The following is a 16,603-nucleotide window of genomic DNA, read 5'->3' on the forward strand; positions in this document are numbered from 1 at the left end:
GGGTCGTCAAAGTCTAGCGCCCACTACGGTTAAAAATAACTTTACGGTTCAATTGCTCCCGATCGGTCGTCAGGCGTAAAGTGTAGGTTCCGGCGGCCGGGAATTCGCCCCCCGAAAGTCTGATCAGGTTATCCCCCGACATGAGCGATATTTTTCTGCGCATCACGATCCGGCCCGAAACATCCAGGGCTTCCAGGACCGCCGCGGAACGGTAGTCCAGGTTAACCTTAAGGGCGCAGGACGCCATGAAGGGATTGGGGCTGGCGGAAAAGCGTTCGTTGTCCGCCAGTACGTCGAACAGGCTGGATCCTCCTCCGATATTGATCGTGCCCGCAGAAAGTCGGGTGTCAATGATTTCGTTTTCCGCATCCGTGGTCCGGTTGGCCAGCGGTGCTTCGGCAAAGGTAATTTCGGTACTCGTACCCACGCTCACCAGAGATTCAAAACGCAGCGTAAACAGGATGGAGCTATCCTGAATGTCAAAGGGCTCCAGGGCGGGGTCTACCTCCAGGTATCCGATGCGCCCGCTGTCCAGCTGGGTCTGGTTGAAGTTTTCCATCAGGCTCCCCTCCATGGCTACGTTGGAGACACCGAGAAAGGAAAGTACTTCGGGGTCCCACTCTACGGAAAACTGTACGCCAACAACCATATTTAGGTTAAGGGCGCGGACGTTCACCTCGACCTCTTCCCCCAGATCAGCGGAGGTTTCTTCAATAAAAAATTCAGTGTCCTGAGCAGTGAGGGCGAGAGAAAACGACAGCAGAAGTACAGTCACTGGCACTCGCCAGAGCAGTTCGGTTATGTTCATCGATTCGGGATTATAACATGAGGTGGTGGCCAATGGCCCCTCTTTCGCCTTGCTAAGGTAGCCATTTTTCGGGCACCTAGTAGCATGCGGCATACCTTTCCTTTTTCCACGCCTACTCTACCCCACCATTTTAACGGATTCACCCGCCCCGTTGGGGCCAATTACGCCTCACCATCAGGGCATTGTCTATCCGGCGGCTCGTGGAGTGATTGGGCGTCACCGCAGGATGCCAGGGACCTTTGTGGCGCCATAAAAAACGCCCCGCTGTTGAACAGCGGGGCGTTTTTTATGGCGAGCATTCTAATGGGTTACTGCACCACCATTTTCCGGCTGAGGGAGAAGTCATCTCCCGTGAGCGTATACGTTAGTACACCGGCTGCGCCGAGGGCTGCCCGGTCCAGTACGACCTGGTTGGCACCAGCTGCTCCCGCGATCTCGCGGGTCAGCACCAGCTTTCCGGTCATATCCAGCACGGAGAGGCTCACGACCCCGTCCTTGATGAGCTCGAAGCGGATCGTCGTTTGCTCCCGAACCGGGTTCGGAATGTTTTGGAGAAGACGATTGACCGCAAGTACTTCTTCCGTTCCGACAAAGTTCAGGGCGAGTCCTACCGTCAGTCCGGCGGTGTTGTATCCCTCGGAGAAGACCATGCCGTCAGATAGCGTAAGGCCATCGCTCAGAAGCATATCAGTCGTTGCCTTCACCCGTAAACTCAGCACCGGCGCGCCGTCGCCCAGTCCGGCCTCATTGTTGTAGCTGAAGGCGAAACGTCCACGTTCCAACTGCCGGAGGTTCATCAGGCCACCGCCTACCTGGCCGGGGACGACGTCGAGGATTTCCAATCCGTTTTTCGCCTCCAGAGTGGTTTGCAGGCCCACCAGGGAAGAAGCTGCTCCAGCCAGGAGCGGAATCTCGTAGGTTTCACCCGTTTTCAGCAGTTGGTTGGGGAGCTCCAGATCAACGGCACCCGTGCGGGGGCGGGCGTTGCTGCCGGAGTTGAAGTTGTTGAAGCCGTTTCCGTTCACGTCACCAATCATGATGGCAATGAAGTCGGCGTCCCTTACGCTGGCGCTCAGGTTATTCTCGTTGACTACCTCGGGGAAATTGGTGGCCCAGGGGTTGGTCGGTACGGGGAAAATGAAACTCGCATCGACAAACCGGTAGGCCGAATTCGCCTGGTAGCTGTCGTCGAGCCCAAGAATCAGTCGACGAATCGAAATGATGTCCTGTACGGAAATTTCCTTATCGTTATTGGCGTCCGCCGCCAGGCGCTGGTAGGGAGAATGCAACTCATCAAGCCCCAGAATGTAGCGGGTGATCAGCACCAGGTCCAGGGTAGATACCCCCTGGCTGTGGTTGATGTAGCTATCAAAGACGGCGTCAATGGTGTAATCTTCACCAACCTGCAGGTTTTCGAAGTTGTACGTTCCGTCTACGCCACTTACGTCAGTGCGGCTTTCCGTAGCACCGGAAAGAAGAAGAGAAACACCGCCAACGGTATTGCCGTTCTCCGAAATGATGGCACCGGAAATACTGCCCGTAGCGTCGCTTACGCAGGCATTTTCGGCCCGCTGCACCAGCACGAAGGCAGAACAGTAATCACCCAGTCCGGTAGGATCGAAGGCATATACCCGAACGGGAACCGTCTGGTCACTGTCGCAGTCCAGAATAATGCCGTCACGACCGGGAGCGGGGGTAAAGCCGGGCTCTCCCGCCTCGATGGCCGTGTAGATGGAGTAGGTAACGTCTCCCGAGCAGTCGTCAACGGGACTGGCCACGTAATCGGTGGCCCAGATGGCCGCCATGCCGGTACCGTCGCCGTTGGGCATCAGGGTGACCGTCAACTGAGGAATACAGATGGGGGTCGGGGCCTTGGCGTCCTCGACGCAAAATTCAATGACCTCCACGTCATAGTTACCACATCCGTCCGCTCCCTGAATGCGAATCGCGTGGGTGCCAACGGGTACATTTTCCAGCAGGACGGTAAAGTCGCCCTCGTCGTTATCCGAGAACTCTGTGTCCAGGAGGAAGCGGCTGCGTACGAATTCAAGGCCGTCGTAGTCCTGGTCCAGTTCAATCCGGGCGCGCACCTGATCGGGGGCCGTACAGTCGTCGGTCAGCTCAAACTGCAGCGTGACGTCTCCGGTACAGTTGATGCTCAGTGCTTCGAAGCATTCTTCCAGATCGCTCGTCACGATTTGTGGCGGCACCTCGTCGAATATGCGAACGAACTGGACGTAATCGAAAGCTCCCCGGCTAAAGTCCGTGCCGTAGGGATTGTTGTCGATGTTGTCGTCGCCGTTGTTGTCGTTCGTGCCGTCGTTGTCGTCGCCGTCGTCCAGTAAGCGGCGGAAGCCGTTGTTCAGACGGTTATTGTCGTTGTCCAGGTAGGCAATGTCATCACCCCGCTTGTAAATGTCCTGGGGGTCGATATACAGGAAGGTCCGCTCGTAGATATTGTTGTCCTGGTCATAATCCCGGGGGATCAGGTAGGGCTGCCCGAAGGTATTGTACTCACACCAGTTGATCACCCGGTGGGTGATTTCCAGTTTGTAGCACTCGTCGACCTGGCTCTGGAAGGTATCTACGGTAATTTCTGCCGTAATCAGGTCACAATCGCTTTCGATGACCTCAATCTGTCCGACCGAAGGCTCCATCCGGCAGATGACGTCTTCATCTCCGGGGAAGATGATGGTGTATTCGTGCACACCGATTACGTCAATAATCTGGGAACAGGGCTCCACGTTGGTCAGTCCCTGCCCGTCCACAACCCGGAAGGTCCGCGTGATTTGTCCAACGCCACAGCTGTTGACGTCGCCGTGCACGAACTGTAGCACGTTCACTTCACAGTTGTCCAGTCCGGTGGGCGTACCGAAGGCCGCGTTGAGCTCTTCGTTAGAAGCTTCGGTAATGTCGGCCGGCAGCGTCTCGGTGTACTGGCTACAGGTAATGGTCACCGGTGCCGGAGCCAGACAGGTGGGCCGTAGCTTGTCTTCTACCAGAATGGAGAGCCAACAGTAATTGACGTTACCCTCTTCGTCTTCGGCCCGGAGACCGACGAGTACGTCGCCAAGGTCTTCACAGGTCAGCCGCAGTTCCGGACCATAGGTGGCGCCGGGCAGCAACTGGTAGGTTCCGTCCTCGAGTTGACGCACCCGTCCGATGCTGAGGGAAACGTCCGAACAGTCGTCGGTGGTTCCCCCGTCGATCATTTCCGGCGTAATGACCGCCGATCCGGTCAGGGTTCCGTCGGGAGCCGAACCGGAGGTCAGGGTTACGTTCAGGCCATCTTCACAACGGGCGACGGGCGCCGTACGGTCAACGATGGTGATGTCTACGTCGGTAGATTCGAAATTGCCACACTCGTCGGTGTAGGTATAACGAATGATGTGATCCCCGGCGGGGAAAGGCCCTCCGATTTCCGGAGCAATGTCGTTCAGGTTGAGGTTGAAGGTGCCGATGGGGGCTCCGTCAAGGTCACCAAAGGGGTAAACGTCCGCTTTGAGACTGATGTCGTCGGAGCAGGCGTCGGTCAGCGTAATGGAGGGCTGATCCAGGCGGATGTACGCGCCGCAGACGTTGCCGGCATTGGTTTGAAACACGAGTGGGCCGTCGTCAACGATACCGTCAAAGTTCCGGTCCTGGGTGGGTGCCGTAAAGGTAGGAGCGGTAAAGTCGCCTACCTTAACCGTTTGCGTAACGGTTTCTACTTCGTTGGGGTTACACCAGTCAATGATGGTGTAGGTACGCACGATCTTCCAGCTCTGGTCGCAGGTGAAGAGCGGTGCGCTGTCTTCGTAGGTCAGACCGATGTTACACAGGTCCGAGCCATCGCCAATGACGAGGGGGATATTGGTACCGTCCGGTCCGGGGATGAAGGGCAGATCGTCCTCGCTGGGGGCGGGAATTTCTCCGGGATTCAGTCCGGCAGCCCGGGGATCGGTACATTCGATCGCTACGGAAGCGGGGACGTTATCCGTGTTGACGTCGGCCAGGCTGGGGCGCAGGAAGACGATGTCGTAGCTGGCTACGGCGGGGTCGTTTGCCTCTCCCGGAGCATTCTGGCAGGCACCGTCGGTGGCCGTAAAGGTCCGTGTCAGAATGACGTCGTTGCATTCCGGCGATTCGGGGTCGGTGGTCAGGATATCGTTAACGCAGATTTCAACTTCCTCGGAACAGTTATCCGTAACTACCGGGAGCCCGCCGCCAGCGAGCAGCCGGTCTTCAAGTGCGGGGTTAAGGGTCCCGGGCAGGACCGTATTGGTGCGCGTATTGTAGCGGTAGCAACGGCTGATCTCGTTGTCCAGCATCGTAATACTGACGTCCGCCAGGTCAAAGCAGTAGAGGGGGCCTTCCGGAGCTTCCGGAAGCTCCGTGATAATCGGAGAGGTTTTGTCTTCGGCGTTAATGGTCGCCCAGGCCGTAGTAAAGCCTAACACCAATTCATTGGCGGTGATGCGAACGAGGAAAGTGCCACAACCATCCAGAACGTTTCCGTTCTCTTCGTTTCCATCCTCAACCACTACGGTAAAGGCGGAAAACGGCACATCGATTCCGTCACCATCTTCGTCAAAATCACCCGTTAACAACTCTTCTGGAATAATGAGTGCCTGACAGTTATCGTTAAGGGTAACGTTCAACTCGGCGACAACGGCGAGGTTAACCGTGCCCTGAGCAAATGCCAGCTGGGTGAATAAAAACGCCAACGCAAGAAAACAACAGCGTAGGACTAATTTCATAAGATTACGATTCTTGAGATTACAAAAAGCTACAAGTGAACTCACCCCTTTTCTCAAAGCTTTTGCCCGATCAATAGATCGAACGAGTAGTTAGTCGGTCGGTTTATGCCAGGGTGACATTCCAAACAAAGGTAATAACCTCATGGGAAAATTCGCAGACTTTAACGCCAGTAAGGTTAAAGGGCCGTGAATTGGCGGTTTTTCGTGCCGTTGAGAAGCCCCCATCACCCGCACCTTTCCCTGGGTAAATCCGGACGTTCAGGAGACTTCCCTCAACTCGACTTTCCGTAAATCGCCATCAGCACGCAAAGCAAATGCACCAACTCCAGTGGGGTCATTTAGCGCATTTTTGCGAAATTTCGCCGCGTACTGGTTATTTTGGCCGCAATGAAGGCAAAAACCGCCAACGAGAAAATCATTTTTGGCCTGAAGGTCAAACAACTTCGGCAGCAGCTGGGGCTTTCCTTTGCGGAGCTCTCCAAGGCTACGGGGATGTCGCTGTCCTACCTGAACGAAATCGAAAAGGGGAAAAAATTCCCCAAGGAAGATAAGGTGGTCAACCTGGCAAAAGCCCTGGGCACCACGGTAAAGGACCTGACGAGTGACGAACTGGGCCGAAACCTGGCACCGGTTACCCAACTGCTGCAATCCAATTTCCTCAACGAACTCCCGCTCGAACTCTTTGGCATTGAACTTAGCAAAGTTGCCGAGATCATAGCCCAGGCCCCCATGCGGGTAGGCGCCTTCATTTCCACCCTCCTGGAGCTTTCCCGCTCGTACGCGTTACGGGAAGAAAACTTCTATTTCGCGGCCCTCCGCTCCTACCTGGAACTTAATGACAATTATTTCCCGGAACTCGAAGCCGCCGTAGAAAATTTCGCCCATCACCATAAGCTCCCTTCCCTGCGGCCCCTCCCGCCCCGGATGCTGGCTCAGCTACTAGAGGAAGAGTACGGGTACGACATTGTCCCTCACGGTCTGGATGACCATCCAGAATTGGCGCATCTGCGGTCCGTTTACCTTCCTGGAAAACAACAGCTCCTGCTCAATGGCGCCCTGACCCCCGTACAACGGAGCTTCCAATTTGGCAAGGAACTCGCCTTCAACTACCTCAAGCTCAAGGAACGGGCCAACACCAGTAGCCTGCAGCGCAGCCGGGTGTTTGAGGAAGTACTCAACCACAGTAAGGCCACCTACTTCAGCGTAGCCCTGCACATCCCCCGGGATCCGTTCGTGAACGCACTACGGGAATTTTTTGGCCGCCCCACCTGGGACGCCAACGCCTTCCAGGCCATCATGCAACGCTTCAACGCCACGCCGGAAATGTTCTATCACCGGCTGACCAACGTTATCCCGACCTTCTTTGGCATCAAACAACTCTTTTTCCTGCGCTTTCTCCACGAGCGGGAAAACGACACCTTTGCCATCGACAAGGAGCTTCACCTGCAACGGCGGCACCACCCCCACGAAAACGGACTCTTTGAACACTACTGCCGACGCTGGATCAGCATCAGCCTGCTGCGGGACCTGCCGGAAGCCCAGGAAGAAGCTACGCTGATTGACATCCAGAAAAGCCACTACTTCGACACGGAGGATGAGTACCTCTGTCTGACCCTCGCCCGGACAAATTATCCTTCCCCCAACGAAAACGTCAGCGTCACGCTGGGACTTCTCCTCAATGAAGACGTGCGACGGGAAATCAACTGGGCCGACGATCCGTCCATTCCCTTCCGGGAAGTGAACACCACCTGTGAACGCTGCCCCATTGAAGATTGTAAGGTACGGGCCGCCGAACCGGTCATCGTCAACCGGCGAAACAAATACCGGGACATGAAGGCCGCCCTGAAGAAGCTCGAATCCGAGTAGTTTTTAGCCCGAACGACCGGCAAACCTGCCGCAAGCGTGTCGCTTGGCAACACGGAACATAAGCTTACTTTTTAACCACCACCTTACGCACACCGCTACGCCCGTCTGCGGTGAGGAGACGAACGAAGTACAGACCCGCAGGCAGTGCGTCCACCCGGAAAGCTATCCGGTCAGTCTCCCCTCCCGGAAGAAAATTCAGTAGCCGTCCGTCCGGCGCGTAGAGATAACATTCCGGACGGAGAAGGTCGTGCCGCCAACTGACCGTGAGCTGGTCAACGGCGGGATTGGGGCCCAAAGACCAACTGGAGGGATTCAGCGCAAGGTCACGGGTAAAGGTGCAGTCGTCCATGAAGCGGAAAAGGCGAAACTCTCCCACGGCTTCGTCGCACTGACTGGCCACTTCCACTTCGTAGGCCGCGCATAAGTTAAGGCCCGCAATGACCACCTGGTTGGTGCTCACGCTTAGCTCCGTCCAGGCGTCGGTGGTTCCACGCAGCCGGTAGCGGGCCACGTATTCACTTCCGGGTGCCGCGGAGGCTGACCAGACCAGGGTGGTAGTACCGTTGTCTTCGTCGAAACTTGCCGTCAGGTTTCGGGGGGGTGGGCACCCATCCACGGCCCCTACCCGAATACAGTAATCTTCAATTTCTCCTTCCCCGGAAATATTCGGGCAGGCACCTCCCCTAATGGTGGGGTACTGCATGACGATTCGCATCCGCGTCAGGCCCGGGTCCGCGTTCTGCGGAACGACGATCTCTTGTTCAAAGGAGCCTCCGAGGGGATTGTTCCCCTCCGCCGCGACTTCGTTGGAACTGAAAAATCCGTCCTGGTTCCAGTCCACGTACACCCGGAAAGCCTCCGATTCCTCATTTTCGGAAAAGCCCGGGGTGACGGTAATCGGGTACACCCCTCCGGGTACCAGCAACTGCGAGGATCGCTCCCCGAAATCACCGTAGCCGTTGCCGTTGGCTCCACTGTTGTTGTTGAACAAGTTGGCCAGATTGACGGACTGAATCCACTCCCGGTTGTTGTCAAAAGGTACGGGCTGGCAGTAGTCCTCTTCGACGCAGGCACCACAGCCGGTGGACAGTAGCTGCTGCCGATCGCCAAACGCCAACACGGTGGTGTCACAGTCGGTACTGAACTCTAGTTCGTATTCCGTGCAGGCCTCCAGGCCGGAAATGATCAGGATGGACTGCGTGGTAATACTCGTATCCCACACCATGGTGCCGACGGGTCGGTAGCGCACGCGATAGCGGCGGGCCGCCAGCAGATCCGTCCAGCTGGCAAAAAACCGCTGGTCGGACAAAGCCTCCACCCGAAAATCTTCGGGGATCACGCAACACCCGTCGGTGGAAGCGGTGATAATTTCCGTGGCGACCTCATCTTGTTCGCAGGCCCCGAGGAGCTGTACGTCATAGGAGGTACAGGTGGGTAATTCTTCGATTAGGAAGGGAGCCGTGGCGTTGGCCACGGAAGTCCAGTCTTCCGTCCCCGTCAGGCGGTACCGTAGGGTGATGGGCTCCACGTCTTCAATCGCACGCCAATCAATTACTAACCCATTGGGCGAATCCGTAACGGGTTGTACGGTAAAGCTGGTGGGCGGCAGGCAATCGTCGCAGCGGCTCATCATTTCGGTCATGGCAGCTCCCAGGTCAAGTACTCCCTCCGTGACGGTCAGCCCCGCCAGATCAGCGTTCTGTCGGGTAGTGGATAGGATAACCTCCCGTACAAACAGGGCCGCAGCGGGAGGGTCAGCACGAAGCAGTTGCTGAAAGCGATCGCAGGGCGCGGAAAAGAGCAGGCCAGCGGCCCCGGTGACCATGGGCGTGGCGAAAGAGGTGCCCGTTTCGTTGCCGTAGGTGTTTCCGTACTGTAGGGAGAACACGTCCCGCCCGTAGGCCGACAGATCGATGGATACCGCACCGAAGGCCGAACCATTTTCCCGTTCGTCGAAGGTCGTCACGCTGGATACTCCGATCAGGTATTCGGAGGGACAGGTGGTGGGCAAATCACCCTCTACCTCCACGTCCAGGTTAATGTTGGCCGCTGCCCCCATATTCAAAATCCCCCTCCGTCCGAGAGAATCGTAGAGCGCACACCAGATCGGACTTTCGTCGGCCTGTCCCCGGTTACGCCCCCAGCTGGCGTTGGTGGCCACCACGTAGGCTCCGGCCGTTCCTCCGCTGGCGTCATAATCTTTCCGGGCGTCCAGGGCATAGCTGTAGGCTTCCACCACCTCGCTTTCCGAGGAATTGAAGTTGTTCCGTACCTGCATCACCTTTACCGTCCAGTTGATGCCCGCAATGCCAATGGAATTATCCCCGCGGGCACCAATGATGCCCGATACGGCACTGCCGTGGCTGTCTCCTCCCGCATCGACGTTGTTATTGTTGTTGGCCGTGTTCCAGCCAAAGACGTCGTCGGCATAACCATTGTTGTCGTCATCCATTCCGTTGCCCGGAATTTCGTCGCGGTTGATCCAGGTGTTGTCCACCAAATCTTCGTGGTCCAGGTCAATACCCGCATCAATCACGCAAATGACGATGGTGTCTCCGGCTCCGGTCAGCCCTCCCGTCGTGGTATCCCAGGCAAGTTCCGCGGCAATGTCGGCACCGGTAACGCCGCCGATCTGGCCGACGTTCCGGAAGTACCATTGATCATTATAACGCTGATCGTTGGGGCGGCGGCGCATCTCGACCAGATGATTCAACTGCACGTTGACTACCCCCGCGTCGCGCCAGTAGCGCTCCCGGAGGTGGCGCTCCCCGAACCGATCGTGGTCGAAGTACACCAAATACGTATTCATCGTCCGGCCAAGGAGCCGCCAGTCGTCAATTTCGGGATGCTGTACGATCCAGGTTTTGCCGTCTACGTCCGGTGAGAACTGGACGATGAGCTCTCCCTGGCGATAGTCCAGCTGTTGAGCCGTCAGGGCAGGTGCGGTGAAGAGGAGAAGTAAGAAACCGAGAGCGACCGATAGACGCAAATACATGAGGGAAGAGTTAATAACGGTTCATGGAACGCTGGTGACCGGAAAGACAAATACTTGTACACCATCTGCGGCGCACTTTGTCACTTGGCGTCGTGGAAAAGTAAGACAATTGAGGACAATTCCCACCATGGATTACCGCTTGTGTCCTGATTATGACTCGGAAACCTCATCAGTCTTTGGGCCTTCGCGTAACCCGGTAGGGGGTGGTTTCGTCCAGAAGAACGGCTTCGTGGATGACTTCGATCATTTCTTCGCGGGGAAAATCCGCCAGTTGGTAAACTTCGATACCCGCCACCTGTACTCTCTCCCGATGATCCAGCACCCCCTGGTGATTGGACAACTCCTTACCCCGGACGAAGGCAAATTCAATACCCTCATTTTTGATGGGGTTCAGGTAACAGATCCAGGTGCGGCCGTAATAGAAGGGAATCTTGTACCGAATTTTTGCCTCCAGATGAAATTCCTCCGTCAGCAATTCATGCAGGTACCGCAAAATCTTGCGCTGGGCCCCGTCGAACCGATAAATGAAATTGTCCACCTGTTCCATGGGCGCAAACATTTTTACCGTGAGGATGGCCCCCTGGCGACACTCAAAGGACCTCAATATCTGTGATTTTTCGGACGCTTCGAGAACGCAATCAATCGTTTGGTTTGTTCTCGATAATCCTTTGATGGCCATCTACCCCCTAACCTCAAATCGTTTAGGATTACCCGAAAATACTACGGCCGCCGGAAGAAAGCTTGCACCGGTACCGGCTGAGCCGAGTATTCCGTTTCACTTCACACCCCGTGCAAAAAAATACCGCGGGGAATCCCCTACTTCGCCATGCGGCGCCAACCAAACCGAATCAGGAAAAGCAGCACCAGGAAAATCAGCAGTAAGTACTGGATGGGCATGTAGCTGAACACGACGATCCGCACCCGTTCGATGAACCACATGATGGCCAGCGCGCCGGCGATCATCATCACCAGTCCGCCAAGCCGGTTAAACCCGGGCAGCGCTTCGATCCGTACCTGCCGCTTGACGATGTAAAAGGTGAGCAACATACTGGCCAGGGGAAGCACCTGCACGAGAAGATTGGCGTTTAGAATACTGCCCCGCTCAAACAGCCACTTGTAGACCGTGAAGGCCAGCGACAGGATGGCCGGAACGGCCACCAGGTACACTAGGGTGCTGTAGAGGTAATTCCAGGGGGGAAGGTGTCCTTCTTCACGCTCCATCCATCCAGCCAGCAGGGCCGCGAACGGGATGAGGCAGAAGTAAAACACGACGTTAGCGGGGTGGTCGAGGGTGTACTGAAAAAAATCGTTGATGGTCATGTCGAAGTGTTCGGTGGCTTGGCGAGGCGCTTTTCTGGCCCGAAGATAGCCACGGAGCCCACTATTCTAAAAAACCTCATCCATCCACTTCCAGGGAAGCCAGTCGGCGAGGCTGATCCGGAAACTGATTCGCTCGGACAGCCCGCCCCGTTGTTCCAATAGTAGTCGGGTATCCGGATCACTAACCAGGGGCAGGTAGGCGCCAATTCGGCCGTCCAGTACCGTCACCGAAAGTCCTCCGACCCAGCGAAATTCTCCCCGAGCGGGTTCCGAGCTCGTGGGGCGAAAGCCGTAGGTGCCCGCGTCGAGAAAGACGCCGAAGGGAAAGCGCTCGGGCTGGAAGGGAAGCGTGGCGTCCAGGTTGACGGCCAGGAGGTAGTCGTTACTGCGGCCGAAGGTGAAAGCCGGGGCAATCGGTGCCCGGAAACCTCCCTGCCGGGTTTCCAGCTGCTGGGCGTAGATACCCGTTCCGCCACGGCCCAGGAAAAGGCCGTCGGCGGCGTAATCACTGCTGGCATTATCCACCAGCGACAGGGCCGTATTGGGATAACTTGCCCGCTCCCGGAGGTCATTGTCCAGGAAATACCCGCCGTAGAATCGCCAGCGAAAGAAGCGTTCGGGCTCGTACTGGTAGCCCCCGCTCCATTCCGTATCCAGGCGGAGGTGAGCAGTCTCCAGCGGGGAATCGCGGCGTGAATCTTCGGTTTTGTACTCCAGGCGGATTGTCCAGCTCCTCGAGTTGATCTCCCGGTCTTTCCTTTGCGCGTAGGCCAGTCGGAAGAACTGGTTCTCCCGGCGGTCGGTTCCGATCAGGTTGCCGCTGTTTCCGAAGCGGGGGCGGAATCGGGAAAGGTTAATCAACTGGAAGCTCAGCTGCCGGTGACGCTCCGTGAGGGGATGGTCCCTGAAGGTGAGCTCGGCCCGCAGGGCCGCACGGGTATAGTGATAATTCTCCTCCGCAAAGCTGAAGTCGTGAAATCCCTGGGTTCCCGCCGAGAGCATCAACTGTCGGGCGAAGGGGAAGGGTTCCCGCAGGCGCCACCGCAGTCCGGCAAAGCCCACCAGGGCGTCGCTGGCGAAACTGTACATGGGCGCCAGGGCCCATTCGAGGCGTTTGGGTTCGAGCGTGCGGTTGTGCAGCCCCGCCCCCAGCATCACCCGATCGGTGGCGTTGTAGCCCAGCAGCGGGGTGACAAACAACTGTCGTCCGCCGGGGCGCTCCGGGGCGGTGAGCAGGCTCAGTCGGAGCGCATTGTTTCCCTGGCGGTTGTTGTGCAGGTACAGGTCCAGGGGATTCAGGGCGGCCGGAAGCTCCACCCCGAGAGAAAGGGGGAGGTCCTCGGCCAGGTACTGCTCCTGAGGATCGACCGTGACGGTAGACCCCGCTCCTTTTTCGGCAAGAATTAGTTGCGCGGTCGCAGGTGCCATGCGGTCCCCGAGTTGCCAGAAACGGGCGGTGGACGGATCGCCCGGCGTCCAGTCTGCGACGTTCCAGTCGCTGATCTTACGGGTGGCCATCGCGTCGCGGAAGGCCCGGCCCAGGGCCGGGCTCAGGGTACCCTCCAGGGTCCGGAAGAAGTCCTCGGGGCCCGGGTGACGAAATTTCCAGGTGGCGTAGTAGAAACGCATCGCCTCATCCAGGGCATGCTCCCCGGTGTAGGCCGCGATTTCCTGCAGCGCCAAAGCCGGTTTGCTGTAGGCGGCAATCCAGTAGTGCATGTCCACGAGGCTGTCGCTGCGGGTATCGGGCGCCAGGTCACGTCCCAGCAACGCCATATAGCGGTATCCCAGGCGGTGAAAATCGACGGGTTGCCCCAGGAAGTCGAGGTCCCCTTCTTCCTCCGGATAGTATTCCCGGAGGTACCGCCATTCGTAGTAGCTGTTCAGCCCTTCGTCCATCCAGGGGTGGTCCCGTTCGTTACTCCCCAGAATACCGTAAAACCAGTTGTGCCCCACTTCGTGAGCGAGTACCTGATCCAGATCTTTTTCCGTATCGTTGAGGCCGATGACCGTAATCATGGGGTACTCCATCCCCCCTCCGGCGCTGAGGGCCGATTGCACCCCGGTCACCTGGGGGTAGGGATAGACGCCAATGTGGTCCGAATAAAAGCGGGTGGCGCGCTTCAGATAGGTCAGAGAATTCTTCCAGTAGGCGGCTTCCGTTTCGGTGAAGAACGACCAGACGTCCACCGCACCGGCCCTCTCCGTCAGCTGCAGCGTATCGTGGAGCACCTTGAACCGCTTGTCGGCAAACCAGGCAAAGTCGTGTACGTTTTCGGCCGAATACCTGATGGTTTTTTGTTCCCTTTCCGAAGCGGGGAAGGCTTCGTAGAGGAAGTAGTCTTCCAGGTCCTGCCGGACCGCCAGGTCCCGGCGGTCGGCGACGGCCAGCTCCCGCAGCCACTGGCGCTCCGCTGCCGTTTCCAGCGTGCCCGTGGCCGCCACGCGATAATTTCTCGGTAGCGTAATGGATACGTCAAAGGAGCCGAATTCACCGTAAAACTCCCCCCGGTCCAGATAGGGCATTGCGTGCCAGCCGTCCCGGTCATACACGGCGGGTTTGGGGTACCACTGCGTCATTTGGTAGGAAGTTTCCACGTGGCCGAGCCGGGAAAAACTCTCGGGGATTTTGACCCGAAAGGGCGTGGAAAGGGCAATTGAGGTACCCGGCAGCAGGGGTTCGGGCAGGGCAACCCACACGATGTCTCGGTGGGTTTCGTCCGTGGCGTGCTCCGCCGGCCGGCCATTGGCGGTGAAGGAGAGGCTGTCGAGGTTTCCCCGCGCGGAGGGCGGGGCGAAGTGGAAGTCAGTGTTGCCCTGTCGCAGCAGTTGGGCGGCCAGGGCCGTTTCGTCGGAGGCGTAGGCCCGCGGCCAGCAGTGGAAGGCGATTTGCCGCAGGGTGTCCGGAGAATTGTTTTCGTAGGTGAGGTCCAGTTGGGCGTGCAGCAGGTGCCGCTCATCGTCGAGCTCCGCCTGGATGGCGTACGCAACCTTTTGCTGGAAGTAATCGTCGTTCTGAGCGTAGAGGTTGGCCGTCAGAAACAGGAAAATCAGTAGCGTCCGCATGGATGGATATTGGGTAGCTGCGAAGGTAGTTCCCGGAGAGAAGACCCCCGGGCGTTAAATATTGTTAATGAACCTTAAGGAAACCAACCAAAAGGCCGATCAAATGGTCTTACCCCTGTGTTTTCTATTGAGATTCCCCACTTAAGGAAAATAAAACCAATCAAATGAAAAAATTTCTGTTCATCGTGCTGGCCGCCGTAGTCGGTGGTCTCGCCGCCCTCGGCGGCGCTCAGTTATTTGGCTGGAACGAGCAGGTTAAATACGTGGAGGTGGCCCCCCAGCCCGCCACGAACTACGCCAACTTTGCGGACCCCGCCACCACCGTTAACGTTAATCCCGCCCCCACGGAAGGTTTTTCGGTGGCCGCCGAAAAGGCCGTACCCGCCGTGGTGCACATTAAGGCCAGTAAGCAGGCCTCCGGTGGACGGGGCAACGGGCTGCCCTTCGGCATGACGCCCGACCAAATTCCCGATGCCTTCCGCGATCTCTTCGGCAATCCCGATAGCGAGGGCCGCAGCCCCCGCCGGGAAGCGCCCCTGCAGCAGGGGAGCGGCTCTGGTGTGATCATCAGTCCCGACGGCTACATCGCCACCAACAATCACGTGGTAGAGGGCGCCGAAAACCTGGAAGTAGTCCTGGACGACCAGCGTACCTACGAGGCTGAAGTCATCGGCACGGACCCCACGACGGACATCGCCCTCATCAAAATCAAGGGGGAGAACCTGCCCACGATCAAGTTTGCCAACAGTGACGAAGTCAAGATCGGTGAATGGGTCGTAGCCGTGGGCAATCCCTTCAGCCTGACGAGTACGGTGACGGCCGGTATCGTCTCCGCCAAGGGGCGGAGTATCGACATCGTTCGCCGCAGTGGCGGCGAGCTGGCCATCGAATCCTTCATCCAGACGGATGCCGTGGTCAACCCCGGCAACAGTGGTGGTGCCCTGGTCAACATCAACGGTGACCTGATCGGCATCAACACCGCCATCAGCAGCCCGACGGGCGTATTCGCGGGCTACAGCTTCGCGGTGCCCTCGGCCATCGTAAAGAAAGTCGTGGAAGACCTACGCGAATTTGGTGTCGTGCAGCGTGGACTGCTCGGTGCCCGCATCATTGAACTGAACACGGCCTTTGCCGACGAGCAGGGCATCGACCGCGACAACGGCGTCTACATCAGTGAGGTAACCCCCAACAGTGCCGCGGAAGAAGCCGGACTACAGACGGGCGACGTCATCCTGGGGGTCGACGGGGTTACGACCCTGCGCAACAGTGAACTGCTGGAGCAACTCGGTCGCCGCCGTCCGGGTGATCAGGTGACCCTGACCTACGAGCGGGCCGGCAAGGAACGCACCGCCGTGGCCACGCTGAAAAATGAAGACGGCACCACGGACGTAGTTCGCCCCAAGGCTCCGGAAGAGGAAGTCATGGAACTGGGCGCTGAATTCGTTAACCTGGATGAAGATACCGCCGAAGAAATCGGCGTGGTTGGCGGCGTAACCGTAGCCGACATCAACGAGGGCATCATCTCCGAGCAGACCAAAGTCCGCCCCGGATTCGTGATCACCAAGGTGGATGGCCGCAACGTAAAGGACGTTGAAGACTTCCAGAAGACCATCAAAAACCGCCGTGGGGCGATCCGCCTCGAGGGCGTTTACCCCGACGATCCCGATCGCACGGTCAGCTACGCCATCGTAAAACAGTAAATCCCGCGAGGATACTAAAGATCTCAAATGGTTTGTTGCGCCCCGTTCCGTCCCGGAACGGGGCGCTTTTTTTGCCTGCTTCAGGGATAAACGCGGCATCCTGCGCTCC

Annotated in this window: 8 protein-coding genes; 2 read left to right on the forward strand and 6 right to left on the reverse strand. The window is 57.7% G+C overall.

Annotation, left to right across the window (positions count from 1 at the left end; genetic code table 11):
* Positions 1-13 precede the first annotated feature (13 nt).
* Positions 14-808 carry a cohesin domain-containing protein gene (locus tag E1J53_RS11590; RefSeq protein WP_173021454.1) on the reverse strand — a complete coding sequence of 265 codons (795 nt, stop codon included), beginning with the start codon at positions 806-808 and terminating at the stop codon, positions 14-16.
* A 308-nt stretch (positions 809-1,116) separates the two neighbouring features.
* Entirely contained in the window at positions 1,117-5,547 is a 4,431-nt protein-coding gene (locus E1J53_RS11595) for a T9SS type A sorting domain-containing protein (RefSeq protein ID WP_134273115.1), read from the reverse strand.
* A gap of 387 nt (positions 5,548-5,934) precedes the next feature.
* Between E1J53_RS11595 and E1J53_RS11600 the strand changes: the two genes are divergently transcribed.
* On the forward strand, positions 5,935-7,413 hold the full coding sequence (locus E1J53_RS11600) for a helix-turn-helix domain-containing protein (protein ID WP_134273116.1): 1,479 nt from the start codon (positions 5,935-5,937) through the stop codon (positions 7,411-7,413).
* 64 nt (positions 7,414-7,477) lie between these two features.
* Here E1J53_RS11600 and E1J53_RS11605 read toward each other — a convergent pair whose 3' ends face one another.
* The 4 genes from E1J53_RS11605 to E1J53_RS11620 form a co-directional block, all read right to left on the reverse strand.
* The gene (locus E1J53_RS11605; RefSeq protein ID WP_134273117.1) at positions 7,478-10,408 is read right to left on the reverse strand and encodes a S8 family serine peptidase; all 2,931 of its coding nucleotides are present in this window, start codon (positions 10,406-10,408) and stop codon (positions 7,478-7,480) included.
* A 169-nt stretch (positions 10,409-10,577) separates the two neighbouring features.
* Positions 10,578-11,012 carry a DUF1801 domain-containing protein gene (locus tag E1J53_RS11610; RefSeq protein WP_173021455.1) on the reverse strand — a complete coding sequence of 145 codons (435 nt, stop codon included), beginning with the start codon at positions 11,010-11,012 and terminating at the stop codon, positions 10,578-10,580.
* 212 nt (positions 11,013-11,224) lie between these two features.
* Positions 11,225-11,728, reverse strand: a complete 504-nt coding sequence (locus E1J53_RS11615) for a hypothetical protein (RefSeq protein WP_134273119.1) — start codon at positions 11,726-11,728, stop codon at positions 11,225-11,227.
* 66 nt (positions 11,729-11,794) lie between these two features.
* Entirely contained in the window at positions 11,795-14,794 is a 3,000-nt protein-coding gene (locus E1J53_RS11620) for a M1 family metallopeptidase (RefSeq protein ID WP_134273120.1), read from the reverse strand.
* Between the two features lie 164 nt (positions 14,795-14,958).
* Here E1J53_RS11620 and E1J53_RS11625 point away from each other — a divergent pair, with 164 nt between their 5' ends.
* The gene (locus E1J53_RS11625) at positions 14,959-16,494 is read left to right on the forward strand and encodes a trypsin-like peptidase domain-containing protein (protein WP_134273121.1); all 1,536 of its coding nucleotides are present in this window, start codon (positions 14,959-14,961) and stop codon (positions 16,492-16,494) included.
* Positions 16,495-16,603 lie beyond the last annotated feature (109 nt).

The organism is Lewinella sp. W8, assembly GCF_004375085.3.
In the GTDB taxonomy this organism is placed as follows: Bacteria; Bacteroidota; Bacteroidia; order Chitinophagales; family Saprospiraceae; genus Neolewinella.

Bases quoted from the DNA above. Each gene is read 5' to 3' on its own strand.
- E1J53_RS11615 (WP_134273119.1), bottom strand. From the start codon at position 11,728: ATGACCATCAACGATTTTTTTCAGTACACCCTCGACCACCCCGCTAAC.
- E1J53_RS11595 (WP_134273115.1), bottom strand. From the start codon at position 5,547: ATGAAATTAGTCCTACGCTGTTGTTTTCTTGCGTTGGCGTTTTTATTC.
- E1J53_RS11625 (WP_134273121.1), top strand. From the start codon at position 14,959: ATGAAAAAATTTCTGTTCATCGTGCTGGCCGCCGTAGTCGGTGGTCTC.
- E1J53_RS11605 (WP_134273117.1), bottom strand. From the start codon at position 10,408: ATGTATTTGCGTCTATCGGTCGCTCTCGGTTTCTTACTTCTCCTCTTC.
- E1J53_RS11600 (WP_134273116.1), top strand. From the start codon at position 5,935: ATGAAGGCAAAAACCGCCAACGAGAAAATCATTTTTGGCCTGAAGGTC.
- E1J53_RS11620 (WP_134273120.1), bottom strand. From the start codon at position 14,794: ATGCGGACGCTACTGATTTTCCTGTTTCTGACGGCCAACCTCTACGCT.
- E1J53_RS11590 (WP_173021454.1), bottom strand. From the start codon at position 808: ATGAACATAACCGAACTGCTCTGGCGAGTGCCAGTGACTGTACTTCTG.